Origin of the sequence: uncultured Helicobacter sp. (assembly GCF_947367035.1) — a bacterium.
In the GTDB taxonomy this organism is placed as follows: Bacteria; Campylobacterota; Campylobacteria; order Campylobacterales; family Helicobacteraceae; genus Helicobacter_D.
The window spans coordinates 1-15,220 of sequence record NZ_CANBCA010000035.1; the positions used below are offsets into that span (position 1 = coordinate 1).

Here is a 15,220-nt window from a genome sequence, read left to right on the forward strand (position 1 = left end):
TAGAATCTTTAATCAAGATTTGTCCTAGTTGATAGCTAAGATGGGATTGGGTTCTATTGACTGCTGTGGAAAATAAAATTTTATGCAAAGTATTCTCTTGTTTATTTTGGATTGTTTCAGAAATTGATTCTAATGTGATTGTATGCTTTGTAGCTTCTTTGTCTATCTTTTCTAAAATATTAGTTGTCCAATTACGATGCCTGTAACCTGTATAATGAAGTCCTTGAAATGTCATTTTAGCAGCATTTTTGGCAAGAATCTGTTTTTCACTCACTTGCTCTAGTGGCAAATATAAATGTGTAGGCGAACTTCCAAAAGTATCCCAATGCACATAATCCATAGTTTCTAATGCTCGTTCTAGCTTGACAAAATCTTGTGCATAATTTGCCTCCGCATAAATAATGGGACGATTTTTCATTATTAATGCACGCGCACCTTTTAGCACACGTGATTCCATACCCTCTACATCTATTTTAATTGCAGAAATTTTCTCTTGTATTTTTAAACTATCCAAAGTCTTGCAAAGAATCCCCTCCCCACTAGTAGATTTTCCCTTGCTTAAGGACATTCCCCCATAATTGTTTGGAATCTCTCTAGCATAGTGCATTATCTCTTCTTTATCCGACAAGCCAAACTCATAGACTAAAATCCTCTCCTCAAAACCATTAAGAGCAATGCTTTTCTTAGCAATTTCAGACATTTTAGGATTTGCTTCAAAACCCATTACTCTCAATCCATTTGCTGCAAAAAATAAAGAATGGTTTGCGATATTCATTCCAATATCCAAAACTAAAGAATCTCTAGGGATCCTTGTAAGCATTGCTTGGAGCATTTCGTATTCATAGGGAACTTTGGTATTCCAAACTAACTTTTGGATATAATCTGTCTCCTTGAATGGCAAATACATCTGATAAGAAATATCCTCATCTTGTAATTCCAATGTAACAATTTTTTCTTTTTCCATTTCTTTCTCCTTATGATTTCATTACTAGCGGATATGCCCCATAAATTCCTCACGCGTCCTATGGTCGCTTTTAAATAATCCACGAATTGCACTTGTTAGCATTAAACTATCCTGCTTTTCCACGCCACGCATTACCATACACATATGTTTCGCTTCTGCAACCACCATTACGCCTTTAGGTTGTAAAACTTCCATCAATGTATCTGCAATCTGTGCAGTCATCTTTTCTTGGATTTGCAAACGTCTAGAATACACCTCTACTAAACGCGCTAACTTTGAGATTCCAACGACTTTGGAATCTGGAATGTAACCAATAGAAATTTTACCAAAAAATGGCAATAAATGGTGCTCACAAACAGAGTAAAATTCAATATTTTTAAGCACCACCATTTCATCGCAAGCGCCATCGGCAAAGACTTTACCCAAAATTTCTTTAGGATTGCTTTTATATCCACTATAAAGATGTTCCCAGCTTTTTAACACTCGTGTTGGGGTTTCTAATAATCCCTCTCGCTGTCTATTCTCACCGATATAATCAAATATTTCACGGATATTTTCTTCTATGTGATTCTTCATTTCTTTTTTCATAAAATTCCTTTACTTTTGCAATAAAGCTTTAATACGATTCTCAATACTTGGGTGTGTGCTAAACATTTCACTAGGATTAAAAATATAAAGAGCAGAACGGGTAGGATTTGTATCGCTTTGTGAAAAGTCGGATTGTGTATAATTGTTGCTAATTTTTTGTAATGCTAAAACCATCGGTGTGCTATCATTCATTAGATAGGCTGCACCAGAATCTGCCATATATTCACGAGAACGACTTAAAAACATTTGTAAGACTAATGTAAGCAGTGGCAAAACAAATTGCAAGACAACGAGAATCGTGCGCGCAAGATTTGCTCCCCTTTCGCGTGAATTGCCTAAAAATAAATATACACCATAATTTACCACTAAAAGCATAATGTTACTTAATACACCTACCATTAAAGTAAGGCGAATATCTCCGTGCCTAATATGGCTTAGTTCGTGTGCCATCACCGCTTTAAGCTCTTGACGCGTTAGGTTTTTCACAAGCGTAGTTGTAACCGCAATCAGTGAGTTTTCTGCTTTCCACCCACTCGCAAAAGCGTTCATAAAAGGTGCTTCCATTAGAAAAAGTTTAGGACGAAATGGGAGATGAGCCACTTCAACTAACTCATCTAAAATTTTGCTTAATTCTCTCTCTTGAGCATTAGCTTCTCTACCATCAATAATCTCTTTATATTCATTCCCGCTTAGCAAAATACCTTTAAAATTACGAATCGTAAACGAAACAATCAACACAGCAATCAACAATAAAGCACAAGTAACCACAGGAAATTCCCTCAAGCTTAAAAGCTGATAAAACCCTTCGCTTAAATCTGAAGCATTAATGCGCACAATATCTACAAGTAAGCCAATCAAAACAAAAATTAATAGATAAATTGCAATGACACATTTTGTTTTAAATTGATTTTCTTTGATAATTTTATCAAACATTTGACTCCCTTTGTTCTGCTAGAATAAATAAAAGTTAAATTTCAATTTCATAAGATTCCGCTTCTTTAGCAGTTTCTATAATTTCACAATGTGCTATTTCGCGTAGCAAATTAGTCGCATAAGCACCCCTTGGGAGATAAAATTCTATCTCGCCTTGTGCTTCTTGCTCTTTGTAATTAAAACTTAAATTTTCTGGAAAAATCCAAGCATAACGTCTTTGCCCTACATTTCTAATTCTAGAATCCAAAAATTTGGATTCAAAAAATCCTGCTTCTTCTTTGCCAATCATTGCCCTTGCCCCGCTTAAAAGTCCTGTAACTGCAATGTTTTTTTGTATAAAACGTTTAGATTCTGCTATTAAATCACTCGTTTCATCTAAAATAAAATTTTTTCCAAAAGGATAATGGCATAAACAATCTCCATAAAAAAGTTTAAAGAAATGGGGTTGATTCTTGAGTTTTTTACAATAAATCACATCATTAAACCTATTAGGAATCTCATCACAAGAAAGATAAATTTTGAGAGCTTTATATAATGAATTGGAATCAGTATTTGCGATAAGGTGAGAAATATCAATACGTAGAGAAAGCCACGAATTAAAGAGATAGCTTTGATAGGCACTAATAAAAAAATTTTGTAATTTTTTATTACGTATTTTTCGCTTATTTTCTACAATCTCCAAACCTAATTGATAATTATTATTTTCATTGCCAAATCTTTGGTAACCAAAATAATTTGGGATTCCAAATTGAGCAATTTTCTTGCATACTTCCGCTATTTTTTGAGAATTTAACTTATCTATTTTTTTTAAACGAATAAAAAATTTATTACCCTTGAGATGACCAAGTTTAATTTTGTTATGATGATAAGTTGTGCTTAAGATTTTAATTTTTGGGTGATTCAAGGACTCTATTGGGGTTTTTATTAAATGTTTTGGTAAACTAATGTGTTGAATACTCAAAGCATTTTTATCCTTTAATCCCGCATAACCTATTTCATTTTCTTTAATACCTAAATGTGCAGAAAGAATCTTTAATAATTCAAAGGTTGTAAGGGATTTTTTACGTAATTTTAAAATCAAATGCGCCCCTTCTCCACTAAAAGCATAAAGGGGCACTTCTTCAACAACAAAATCACGCGGACTTTGTTTGAAGTAAAATATTATTTGGGAATGCGTATAGGCAAACGAAAGATTCATCAATCACTAAAACGCAAAATTTAATGACAACCGCAGCTACCACAGCATCCACCACCTTCATTATGATGATGTTCTTGATGATGTAATCCGCAAGTTAATTCCTTATCTGTTGCCTCACGAGAACTTAAAATCGTAACAACAAAATGCAATTCTTTTCCTGCTAATGGGTGATTATAATCTACAATGACCACTTCATCATTAAAATCTTTCACAATAACTTGGACGGTTTCTCCATTCTCACCCTGACCAAATAATGTCATACCCTGCTGTAAATCAATGCCAACGAATTGATCTCTTGGCACTTCTTGCACATAATCAGAAAAATACTCACCATAGGCATTTATCGGAGCAATAATCACTTCTTGTTTATCGCCAACAGACATTTGAGCGACTGCTTCCTCTAAGCCCTTAATAACCTCACCTGCCCCCATAATAAATTCTAGTGGCTTACCACCAATATTGGAATCTAAAATATCATTTGTTCCATTTTCTTTTACTTCATATTCAATACTTACCACTTGATTATTTTCTATCATTATTTTTCTCCTTATCGGTTTAGATGAATTAAATTACTTTAAAAGTTTTTTAGCTTCTTTAGCTTCATTAGATTTAGGATATAACGAAATAAGCGTTTCTAAAAAGCGTTTTGCATTATCCTTTTCTTTAATAGCATTAAATGATTTTGCACTATTTAACATTAAACGTGGCATATAGTCCGCTTTATCATAACGTGTAGCACTAGTTTTGTAGTAATAAATAGCATCTTCATAACGTTGCTGTGCAAAAGCAACTTCTCCTAATAAATAATTTCCACGTGCTGGTTTATAGTTTCCTTTTACAGCAAATTGTAAATATTCATCTGCCAATTCATAGTTTTTACTCTTTAAAAACTCTTCACCTTCTTTAAAAACTTCTGATAATTTCTTATCTTTTAGATTAACTTTAGATTTTGTTGTATTGTTTTGAGCTTGCTCCACTTTAGATTCTTTTTGCTCTTTATCGTTGTCATTTAAAGCAGAGATTTCTTTGGATTTAGTTGAATTACTTTTATTAAGATTTGCTTCTAAAGTCTTTACTTGTGTGCTATTGCTTTCCAAGTTTGCAATGACTGAATTAATTTTTGCATTAGTTATCACGACTTCCTTATTAGAATTTTTTTCTGATTCTTCTTTTAATACTTTTTTAGCCTTTGTATCAGCTGCACCAACATCTTTTGCTTTAGTTTCTTTCACAGCATTGCTCTTTAAAGTAGCAATCTGCTCTTTTAGTTCATTTATTTCATCTTGCATTTGAGTATTTGTCTTTTGAATTAAAGCCCCTAATGCAGAAATACTATTTTTTAATTTATCAATATTTTCATTCTGTAATGCAAAATTAGAATCTACGTGCTTTTTAATTTCAGTCATCGTAGTGTTATTTTCACCCTGAACAAAGTCAATCTTATTGGTAAAGCCTTGTATTCTTTGGATTTGCCCCTCAAAAATACTTTTTAAACCCTCTTGTGATTCTTCTATCATTTGGACTTTATTAGAAAGATTAAAAAGTTTTTCATTTATAATTTGTGATTCGCTCTTCTGTGGAACACTTCCACCAGCATTAAAAGCTGATGGTTCTTGCCCAAGCACAAAACTAGCTATCAATAAACTTGAAGCAATGATTTTTTGCAACACTAAACCTTATGGCAACATTTTAAAAGTTACTTTTCTGTTTTCAGCCCAACACTCTCTTGTTTTAGCAGTGCAGGTTGGCTTACTTTCGCCATAACTTACAAGCGTAGTTCTGTTTTCTTGAACACCTTGTGCAACTAATGCGTTTTTGACTGCAACAGCTCTTTTTAACCCTAATGCGTAATTATACTCATCTGTTCCCCATTCATCTGTATTTCCTTCAATTCTAACACTCAAAGTGCCAGCAGAAATAGAAGTCAAGATCCTAGCATCTCTATCTACAACTGTCTGCATATCTGGACGAATTGTAAATTGGTCAAAATTAAAAAAGATATTTCTTAAGCCATCTTCTACATAGCTGATTCTCTCGTCAAGGCTTACAAAATTATCTCTATTATAATCGTAACCACTTCCATCACCATCATAATATCTGCCACTTTTCATATTCGCGTCAGATTCTACATTGCTTTTTTCACTACAACCTGTTACCAATAATGCGGCTACTAATGAGCCTAAAACTAGAAATTTTTTCATTTCTACTCCCTATATTTTAATTAAAAAATGCGATATTATACCAAAAAAAATGTAATTTAGAATAAAATCTCTGTTTTACCAATCCATAGATTGGATTGTGCTACCACTTAATGGAAAAAGCAAAGTCTTATTGTAATTCAAACGAATAATCCCGAGTGCGCTTTGATTTCCCTCGTGTTTAATATACATAATCGTTTCACCGTCTTTTGAAAAACGAGGCAATTGATTCACACCATTTGCACTTAAACGACGAATAAAATCACTTTTAGTAGAAACTAAATAGAGGTTAAAAGTATTGCGATTAAATTCATCACTCGTTTCACGACTAGAATAAACAATATAATTACCATGCGCACTTGCTGCATTATTGTTACGCCCGTGATAAACCATTTGCTCTACAGCCCCACTGACTTCTCCGCTTAATGGAATCGCAAAAACATTAGGATAACCTAAGCGGTCAGAAATAAACATCACTCTACTTTCATCTTCTATAAAATTTCCACTCACATCAATACCGCTATATTTTGTCAGTCTAGTAACTTTCCCACTTGGCACATCATAAAGAAAAATATCTGCTTGTGCATTAGGAGCCATTGTAAGAAGCAACTTAGTAGAATCACGACTAACATCTGAAGCGACTAGCATCCCTTCACTATCTAAAATTTTTTGATTTTGTCCAGTTATCAAATCAAATTTAAAAAGTGTTGGTTTATCTAAGTATTTTGTATAATAAAAAGAACTTTGCGATTCGTTTGCCCATTTAGGAAAAATATTTAACCCGCCACTAATTATTTTCTTTTTATAAGTTAAAGTGTAATCACTTGTTAAAATTTCACTTTCACCTGGTATTGTATAGCGAGATAAAATAACCATTTTCTCCATCCAATCTACTTTGGGTGCCTTAATATAGTCATTAATATCCATCGCCATTTTATGAGCCAAAAACGGATAAGATTCTGTCTCTGCGCTTCTGTATTCTTTGCTTAAAGCCAATAAGCCAGTATTAGCATCATAAAGCTGCAACTTCGCTTCTAATTTTTCTTGGGCTACTTCAGCACTCACACGAGCAATTAAGTCAATTTTACTCTTACGATATTCATCAAAATTTAACACCATTGCACTTGAGATAACTTCTGGTGATTCTTGTGTCGCAAAATGTCCTGTTACTTTTAAATCTGCAATTAACATTTTAAAGATTCTTTGGCTATATTCTCTTTGCGAATATTCTTTACCTGTATTTTGCACTAAAATATTAGGGAGATTCCCAAACTTCTTCACAACTTCTAGTGTTGCATCAATTGGTTCTGCAAATGCAAAACTAATACAAAGCAGCAAAAGATAGATTTTTTTCATCTTACACCTCAGTTTTAAAAGTTACCATAATATTGGTCTGTTCTCCACCTTCAAAGCGTGGAAATTCTTGAGTGCGCATTATATCTAAAAACTCTTGTAATGCTTTATCAAAATCTAAATTTCCAGATAATTGAATGATTGAATAAGAAAACTTTCCAAACGCATTAATGCTAATTTGCACTTCAGCTTTGTGTTCTTGTGAAGTGCGAATAGGATTCCAATTTTGAGTCAAAATTTCTTGCACTTTAGCATAAAATTCATTATACTCACCCTTTGGGGTAACAAAATTCAAGGTTTTTTGAGTATCTAAATTAGCCATAATTTTTTCTAATTCGCTATTTAAATGTTCGCTTTGATGGCTTTCTTGTGCTTTTTTCTTTTTGGCAATTTTATCATTTTCACTTTGTGGTTTCAAAGCTTCTTTCTTAATAGGCATTTTAGAATCAATTTGTTTAAAAAGTTCATTAATGCCTGTTCCAATATTGGCTGTTTTGGAAGCACTTTCTTTTTTAATAGGCATATTTTCAACTTTTTTTTCAACTTTTTTTTGAGCAATTTTCGTAATATTTTTTGGTTGGATTTCTTCGATTAAATCAATGCTAAAAGTTGTTTCTTTATAAGTAGTATAAGCTTTAGGGGGCTTTTGTGTTACATTAAATTGCCAAATCAACAATGTAATCATTAATATATAGCTAAAAACAGCAATTCCACCACTTGTAAGAAATAAAAAAATTTTATTAACCATCAGTAACGAGTGAAACCCTTGTAAAACCTGTTTGCTTTGTAATTTTTAATACATAAATTACATCATTATATTTAAGATTCTTATCCGCTCTAATATAGACTTGTGTATTTTTATCATAAGCATTAGCAAACATAATAAATGCATCAGGAAAACTATCAAAAGTTAAAATATCATCTTTAAGATAAATATTGCGTTTTAAATCTACACGAATTTCAATTTTAGAATCCTCTTGCATTTTTGCACTTTTTGAACCTTGCGGAAGAGAAATTTCTTCTTGATAAACTATCACAGGGGCAGTTACCATAAGAATCGCTAAGAGCACAAGCATTATATCTACCAATGGAGTGATATTTAAATCTGGTGTTTCATCCCAATTATAATTCGCTTTCACATTGTGCCTTAAATTTTATCAATCTATTTTAGGGGAAATTAATACATTAATTTGCAATTGTAGATAAGTATTCAATTCAAAGACCTTGCGCTTTAAAAATAGATTAAAAGAATAAGCTGGAATCGCAGTTAAAATCCCTGCCGCTGTTGCAACAAGTGCCTTTGAAATAACTGGAGCTATAACGTCCAAAGTTGCTTTAGAATTTGTTCCTAGTTTAGAAAAAGCTTCTAGAATCTCCACAACCGTCCCAAACAAGCCGATAAATGGTGCTGTAGAAGCTACAATTGCAAGAAAAGTCAAGCCAATTGTTGCATCTTTAATAGCCTTATCCAATGAATACTGCAACATAGGTTCGGTCAATTTTTTATCAATTCCAATAAGGTTAGAACCCAAAAGAGAGCTTTTGGGTAAGGTATTTCGCCCATTTAGCAAAATTTCAAGACACTTCTTTTCGTTATTTAATGCCATACTCAAAGAAAAATAGCGATAAAGAAAAACCCAAATAACGAAGATAAAGTATAAAGAGAGCCAACCTAGGACAACTATAGCCACAAGTCCATAGTTATCTAGCAATGTTGTAGAAATCACAAAGAACTCTTTGCCGCAGTTTCAATACGAGAAACCACCATTGAAACTGCAACATTATTGTCTGTTGATTCTTCTAAAAGCTTCCTTGCATTTGCAATAGCTTGAGCAATTTCACTTTCACTATCCCCATTAATATCCACTGCACCTTCAGCTAGGACATCAACACTTGTTTCATTTGCTTTTGCATAGCCCCAATTAATGGCAACAATTTCTTTTTTATTGTCTTCTTTTTCAATCTCAATGACACCAGTATTAAGCGTAGTTACAATTTCAACGTGTCCAGGCAAAACACCAAATTCACCCTCGCTACCTGGAAGAGTAACACTTTTTACATTATTGGAAAAAATCTTACCTTCAGGAGTAACAATATCTAATTTCAAGGTTTCCATTAAAGCTCCTTAGGCATTAGCTTTCATTTTCTCCGCTTTTTCAAGGACCTCATTAATATTGCCAACCATATAGAATGCATTTTCTGGAATATGGTCATATTTACCCTCTAAGATGCCTTTAAAGCCTTCCAAAGTTTCTTGGAGAGTAACATATTTACCCGGACTTCCAGTAAATACCTCTGCAACAAAGAAAGGTTGGGATAAAAACTTTTCAATTTTTCTCGCCCTCTCAACAACTTTTTTATCTTCTTCTGAAAGTTCATCCATACCCAAAATAGCAATAATATCTTGTAAATCTTTATATTTCTGAAGCACTTGTTGCACGCTTGTTGCCACCCTATAATGTTCTTCGCCTACTACTTGAGGATCTAAGATTCTTGAAGTAGAATCCAGTGGATCAACAGCTGGATAAATCCCTTTTTCAGCAATTTTTCTATTCAAAACCGTTGTTGCATCAAGGTGAGCAAATACGGAAGCTGGTGCTGGGTCAGTTAGGTCATCTGCTGGCACATAAACAGCTTGAACAGAAGTAATAGAACCTTTTTTAGTAGAAGTAATGCGTTCTTGCAATTTACCCATTTCACTTGCTAACGTTGGTTGATAACCTACCGCAGATGGAATCCTACCAAGAAGTGCTGACATCTCTGCTCCAGATTGTGCATAACGGAATATATTATCAATAAACATTAATACATCTAATCCTTTTTCATCACGGAAATACTCCGCCATTGTCAAACCTGTAAATGCAATCCTATTTCTTGCTCCTGGTGGTTCATTCATTTGACCATAACATAAAGCAACTTTATCTAATACTCCTGATTCTTTCATCTCGTGATAAAGGTCGTTTCCTTCACGTGTTCTTTCTCCAACACCTGCAAACACAGAATAACCGCTATGTTTAAAAGCAACATTGTGGATAAGCTCCATAATAACAACCGTCTTTCCAACTCCAGCACCACCAAAGAGACCAACTTTACCACCTTTAGAATAAGGTGCAAGCAAATCCACAACCTTAATACCTGTTTCAAACATTTCTGTTTTCGTGCTTTGATCCTCAAAGCTTGGTGCCGTTCTATGAATAGACCATTTTTCTGGATTTTTTAATTCTTCTCCACCATCTACTACTTCACCAATCACATTAAAGATTCTTCCTAAAACTACTTCTCCTACCGGAACTGTGATTGGATTGCCCCTAGCGACAACTTTTTCCCCCCTAATAAGACCTTCTGTCATATCCATTGCGATAGCACGCACTCTATTATCTCCAATATGTGCCGCAACTTCTAAAACTAACTTATGACTTCTTCCATCTACCACGAAGTCAATATCCAACGCTTCATTAATTGCTGGTAGATAAGAATCAAAATCTACATCTACAACAGGACCCATTACTTGAATAATTTTTCCTACCATATTTTCCGACATTTAATATACTCCTTATTTCATTGATTCAACGCCAGTATTAATTTCAACTAGCTCTGTTGTGATTGCCTCTTGTCTTGCTTTATTATAAGCAATTGTAAGAGTTTTTGCCAATTCCCCTGCATTATTTGTCGCCGCGTCCATTGCTTGCATACGCGCACTATGTTCTGCTGCTAAAGAATCTACAAGCGCATAATACATACTAAATTCAACATATTTACTTGCCAACTCTTGTAAAATCTCATTTTCCTGTTCATTTGGTTCTATTTCCAAAATTGAAGAATGTTCTTCTGGTAAAATAATTCCCTCAATAGGTAGAAGTTGCGAGACTTTCATTTCTTGCGAAATCATATTTTTAAATCCATTATGCACTAATATTACTTTAAAAGTGATACCACTAAGATAATCTGCAACTGCTTTACCAATAAACTCTGCGGCTTGCGCATATTGTGGTGTAGCACTTAAACCTACCACGCTATCTAAGACTTCAATTTCATTAAATTTATAATATTCTACCGCTTTCTTACCAATCACACGTAAGCGTACTTTCATATTCTTAACTTTATGTTCCGCAATAATGCGATTAACTTCTTTGATGGTATTGATGTTGAATCCACCACACAAACCTTTATCTGCTGTAACCAATACAATATCCACAAGTTTAGATTCTTCATTTCCTTTAGTAAAATAAAGGCTATCTTGCATATTTTCACCACTTGCAACTTTTGCTTTAATCTCTGATAAAACTTCTACAATTTTATTAGCATACATTTTAGAACGCCTTGCCATTTCATCAGCTTTTTTCAATTTAGAAGTAGAAACAAGCTTCATTGCACGCGTAGTCTTTTGTGTATTGAGAACACTTGAAATTTGCTTTCTAATATCTTTTAGGTTGTTTCCCATAACAAACTCCCTGTTTTAGACCGTAAAACTAGATTTGAATTCTTCCAATGCTTTACAAAGAGTTTCTTCAATATCCTTATCTAACATTTTTTTGGAACGAATATCTTCAAAAATTTGCGGATATTTTGCTTCTAAAAATGGATATAAATTAGCTTCAAATTTTGTGATATTGGCTACTGCTATATCGTCCATATAGCCCCTAGCACCTGCAAAAATAATTACTACCTGGCGCTCAATTGGTAATGGAGAATAAGGCGGTTGCTTTAACACTTCTACCATTCTTTGTCCCCTATCCAACTGCTTTCTACTTGATTCATCTAAATCAGAAGCGAATTGAGCAAAGGCTTGTAACTCACGATACTGCGCTAAGTCTAGTCTTAAAGTTCCAGACACTTGTTTAGTTGCCTTAATTTGGGCAGCACCACCAACGCGAGAAACAGATAACCCTACGTTAATTGCTGGACGAATCCCAGAGTTAAATAAATCTGTTTCTAAAAAAATCTGACCATCTGTAATGGAAATAACATTTGTTGGAATATAAGCTGCAACATCTCCTGCTTGTGTCTCAATAATTGGTAAAGCAGTAAGAGAACCTGCTCCTAACTCATCATTAACCTTAGCCGCACGCTCTAATAACCTTGAATGCAAGTAAAAAACATCACCAGGAAATGCCTCACGACCAGGAGGGCGTCTAAGAATTAAAGACATTTCACGATAAGCCACAGCATGTTTGCTCAAATCATCATAAACAATGAGTGCATGCCTACCATTGTCTCTAAAATATTCTCCCATTGTCACACCAGCATAAGGTGCAAGATACTGCATAGCAGCAGAATCTGAAGCTGGAGCATTCACAATAATTGTATATTCCATTGCCCCATGTTCTTCTAACTTTCTTACTACTTGTGCAACAGTAGATTCTTTTTGACCAATTGCTACATAGATACAAACAACATCTTGTCCTTTTTGATTAATAATAGTATCAATTGCAACCGTTGTTTTGCCTGTTTGTCGGTCGCCAATAATCAATTCTCTTTGTCCGCGTCCAATTGGCACAAGAGCATCAATTGCTTTTAAACCCGTTTGGAGTGGTTCATGCACTGATTTTCTAGCCATAATACCTGGTGCTTTTTCTTCCATAAAGCGATATTCTTTTGCTTCAATTGCCCCTTTACCATCAATAGACTCCCCAAGTGCATTTACCACACGACCCATTAAACTATCACCAACAGGAACACGTAAAAGTTTTCCAAGTCGTTTCACAGAAGAACCTTCTTTGATTTCTTTACCCGCGCCCAAAACAACGACACCCACACTGCCTTCTTCTAAGCTTGATGCTAAACCTTTATCGCCCGTTTCAAACTCAACCATTTCATAACTCATTGCATTTTTAAGTCCATAAACTTTTGCAACACCATCTGCATACGCAATCACTTTACCTGTTTCGGAAATATTTAAATCAAGTTCAAAATTATCAATCCTTTCTTTAATAATTGAACTAATTTCATCTGCTTGTAATTTTGCTACCACTATTACTCCTTATTTGAAATTTAAAATGCTTTTAGAATATGACTTTTTAAATCATTTACAAATTTTTCTTGAGAAAAAGAAACCTCAACGCCCAAATCCTCTACTATCAACTTAATCCCGCTATTGGCTACAATTTGTTGCTTCAGCAAAAGATTGACACCTAATTTTTTACTAAATTTGTTTTCAATTTCTTTCAAAACATCTTCATTGTAACTTTCACCGACAATTAGTTGTGCAATATATTCTTTATTGAGAGTAGCTAGATAGGAAGATAACTCATTATAAAGCTCCTCAAATAAATCTAAACGCTTATGTTCTGCCAAAACTTTTATAAAATTAGCAAACTTTTTATTAAAATTATTATCCAAAATATTCCCTAAAATGAATTCGGTCTTTTGCTTTTCTTCAACATAGGGGGATTCTACAATTTCTCTAAATTTTGTAATTTTATAAGCCCCTGCAAGCTTACTTAAAGATTCTGCAATTTCTTTTAGTTCAATATCGGAAGCAGTTTTAGCCAATGCCTTAATATATCGTTTTGCAATTAAATCTTTCATTTATGCCGCCTTTTTAAGTAAAGATTGCATTAAAACATCTTTGCTCAAAGAAATAGAATCTTTATTCAAAAATTCAGATAGGATTTCATCTACAATAAGCTTTTCCGCTTTTCTTTGTTCAAAAGCAATATGTTCATTATATTGACGCACCAAATTTTCAAGTTCAGCTTTTGTATTTTCCTCAATTTTTTGGACAAGAATCGCAGATTCTTTATGAGCAGCTTCCACAATATCTTTTGCAGTTTTTTTAGCCTCTTCTAGCTCGTTAAGAGCTTTTTGCTTTGCTTTTTTAGAATCTTGTAATTTTTCTTGAATCTTTGCTAACGAATTTGCGATATTATCTCTACGTGCTTTAAAGATATCTTTAATTGCATTTCCTGCAAAATAATAAATTAAAGCAAAAAATATCACAAAATTGATTGTTCGTTCAATAATATCATACTCTCCTTCTCCTCCAGAAGCAAAAAGCATGTATGGAGTAAACAAAGCCAAAAGATAAATACTATTTTTTTTCATTATTCACCCTCCCCCTTTATATCTTTTGAAGTTTTGCTTTTAAACTTTCTCTAAAAACCGGAATTTGCGATTCTAAAGAAGCTTTTAATCTAACTTTTTCTTCTTCTAAGCTCATAGTAAATGCATTATACTTTTGTGCTAATTCATCTTTTTTTTGAGAAATTTTTACTTCAGCAGTCTGTTTTGCACTATCTTGTGCTTTGTTTTTAATCAAAGTAGCCTCTTGCTTAGCAACTTGTAAAATCTCATTCGCTTCTTTTTGTAAAGCCTTAATATCTGTTGTATTCCCTTCTATTCCTTCACTATCTCTTTTAATAGAAGCATCACGTGTATCCATAAAACTAAGTAAAGGCTTATAGAGTATGCGATTTAGTAAATAAACCAGAATCAGAAAAACAACAAAAACCAGTGCCATTACCCAAGGAGTTGGGATAATAGTCATTTGGACTCCTTTCTTTAAAATTATCTGAAATACATTTTATTTTATCACGACTTTTTCTAAGTTTCTCTTAAAAACTATTATTTGATAAAATTTTACTGAACTTTTCCACCTCCTTGTCGTTACTAAACTCTACAATCAGCTTATTTTTTAATAAATTAGCTTTGATAGATTGTGATTGTAATTTTTTACAAACTTTTTTAAGCGTAGTCATAGAATCATAATTTAGCAACGTTAAATTATTCTCTTTATTCAAGGGTTTAGAATTTTTAGCATCTTCTTTAAATTTTTTGACAATTTTTTCCGTCTCATGCACACTCAACTTCTGACCAACAATAGAATTTGCAATTAATCCTTGTTCATTTTTTGGTAATGTTACAAGCACCTTTGCGTGTCCCTGAGAAATTTTATTTTCTAAAATCATAGTTTGCACCTCTTTACTCAATTCCAAAAGTCTTAAAGTATTAGTGATTTGTGTGCGAGATTTTGAAAGCCGTTTTGCA

General features: G+C 33.5%; 18 protein-coding genes and 1 pseudogene. All 19 read right to left on the reverse strand.

The genetic code is table 11. The annotated features are described in order from the left end of the window. The coding region (locus tag Q0Y61_RS08755) for an FkbM family methyltransferase (protein WP_297814229.1) at nt 1-964 on the reverse strand (964 nt) is incomplete at its 3' end. Nucleotides 965-988: 24 nt separating this feature from the next. Continuing rightward, nucleotides 989-1,552: a GTP cyclohydrolase I FolE gene (gene folE / locus Q0Y61_RS08760; protein ID WP_297814230.1), complete on the reverse strand. Its 564-nt coding sequence runs from the start codon at nt 1,550-1,552 to the stop codon at nt 989-991. Between the two features lie 9 nt (nt 1,553-1,561). After that, a complete protein-coding gene (gene htpX, locus Q0Y61_RS08765) occupies nt 1,562-2,485 on the reverse strand; it encodes a zinc metalloprotease HtpX (RefSeq protein WP_297814231.1) in 924 nt (307 codons plus the stop codon). A gap of 34 nt (nt 2,486-2,519) precedes the next feature. Then, complete coding sequence (truD, locus tag Q0Y61_RS08770) at nt 2,520-3,683, reverse strand: tRNA pseudouridine(13) synthase TruD (protein ID WP_297814232.1); 1,164 nt, start codon at nt 3,681-3,683, stop codon at nt 2,520-2,522. 20 nt (nt 3,684-3,703) lie between these two features. After that, nucleotides 3,704-4,219 carry a peptidylprolyl isomerase gene (locus Q0Y61_RS08775; RefSeq protein WP_297814233.1) on the reverse strand — a complete coding sequence of 172 codons (516 nt, stop codon included), beginning with the start codon at nt 4,217-4,219 and terminating at the stop codon, nt 3,704-3,706. A 33-nt stretch (nt 4,220-4,252) separates the two neighbouring features. Beyond that, nucleotides 4,253-5,350: a tetratricopeptide repeat protein gene (locus Q0Y61_RS08780; RefSeq protein WP_297814234.1), complete on the reverse strand. Its 1,098-nt coding sequence runs from the start codon at nt 5,348-5,350 to the stop codon at nt 4,253-4,255. A gap of 9 nt (nt 5,351-5,359) precedes the next feature. Next, the gene (locus tag Q0Y61_RS08785; protein ID WP_297814235.1) at nt 5,360-5,884 is read right to left on the reverse strand and encodes an OmpA family protein; all 525 of its coding nucleotides are present in this window, start codon (nt 5,882-5,884) and stop codon (nt 5,360-5,362) included. Between the two features lie 75 nt (nt 5,885-5,959). Continuing rightward, nucleotides 5,960-7,237 carry a Tol-Pal system protein TolB gene (gene tolB, locus Q0Y61_RS08790; protein ID WP_297814236.1) on the reverse strand — a complete coding sequence of 426 codons (1,278 nt, stop codon included), beginning with the start codon at nt 7,235-7,237 and terminating at the stop codon, nt 5,960-5,962. Between the two features lies 1 nt (nt 7,238). Then, complete coding sequence (locus tag Q0Y61_RS08795) at nt 7,239-7,982, reverse strand: energy transducer TonB (protein ID WP_297814237.1); 744 nt, start codon at nt 7,980-7,982, stop codon at nt 7,239-7,241. Continuing rightward, complete coding sequence (locus tag Q0Y61_RS08800; RefSeq protein ID WP_297814238.1) at nt 7,975-8,373, reverse strand: biopolymer transporter ExbD; 399 nt, start codon at nt 8,371-8,373, stop codon at nt 7,975-7,977. The genes Q0Y61_RS08795 and Q0Y61_RS08800 overlap by 8 nt, the downstream gene beginning before the upstream one ends. Before the next feature lie 18 nt (nt 8,374-8,391). Continuing rightward, a complete protein-coding gene (locus Q0Y61_RS08805) occupies nt 8,392-8,961 on the reverse strand; it encodes a MotA/TolQ/ExbB proton channel family protein (RefSeq protein ID WP_297814239.1) in 570 nt (189 codons plus the stop codon). Then, on the reverse strand, nt 8,958-9,350 hold the full coding sequence (gene atpC / locus Q0Y61_RS08810; RefSeq protein WP_297814240.1) for an ATP synthase F1 subunit epsilon: 393 nt from the start codon (nt 9,348-9,350) through the stop codon (nt 8,958-8,960). The genes Q0Y61_RS08805 and atpC overlap by 4 nt, the downstream gene beginning before the upstream one ends. A gap of 9 nt (nt 9,351-9,359) precedes the next feature. Next, a complete protein-coding gene (gene atpD / locus Q0Y61_RS08815; RefSeq protein WP_297814246.1) occupies nt 9,360-10,763 on the reverse strand; it encodes a F0F1 ATP synthase subunit beta in 1,404 nt (467 codons plus the stop codon). Between the two features lie 24 nt (nt 10,764-10,787). Next, entirely contained in the window at nt 10,788-11,675 is an 888-nt protein-coding gene (gene atpG, locus Q0Y61_RS08820) for an ATP synthase F1 subunit gamma (protein WP_297814241.1), read from the reverse strand. Between the two features lie 15 nt (nt 11,676-11,690). Beyond that, nucleotides 11,691-13,205 carry a F0F1 ATP synthase subunit alpha gene (gene atpA, locus Q0Y61_RS08825; RefSeq protein ID WP_297814242.1) on the reverse strand — a complete coding sequence of 505 codons (1,515 nt, stop codon included), beginning with the start codon at nt 13,203-13,205 and terminating at the stop codon, nt 11,691-11,693. 20 nt (nt 13,206-13,225) lie between these two features. Next, nucleotides 13,226-13,762 (reverse strand): F0F1 ATP synthase subunit delta, encoded by a 537-nt coding sequence (locus Q0Y61_RS08830; protein WP_297814243.1) that lies wholly within the window; start codon nt 13,760-13,762, stop codon nt 13,226-13,228. Beyond that, nucleotides 13,763-14,278, reverse strand: a complete 516-nt coding sequence (locus tag Q0Y61_RS08835) for a F0F1 ATP synthase subunit B (RefSeq protein ID WP_297814244.1) — start codon at nt 14,276-14,278, stop codon at nt 13,763-13,765. Between the two features lie 16 nt (nt 14,279-14,294). Then, a complete protein-coding gene (locus tag Q0Y61_RS08840) occupies nt 14,295-14,720 on the reverse strand; it encodes a FoF1 ATP synthase subunit B' (RefSeq protein ID WP_297814245.1) in 426 nt (141 codons plus the stop codon). 67 nt (nt 14,721-14,787) lie between these two features. Next, nucleotides 14,788-15,220 (reverse strand): annotated as a pseudogene (locus tag Q0Y61_RS08845) (chromosome partitioning protein ParB); the annotation flags it as partial.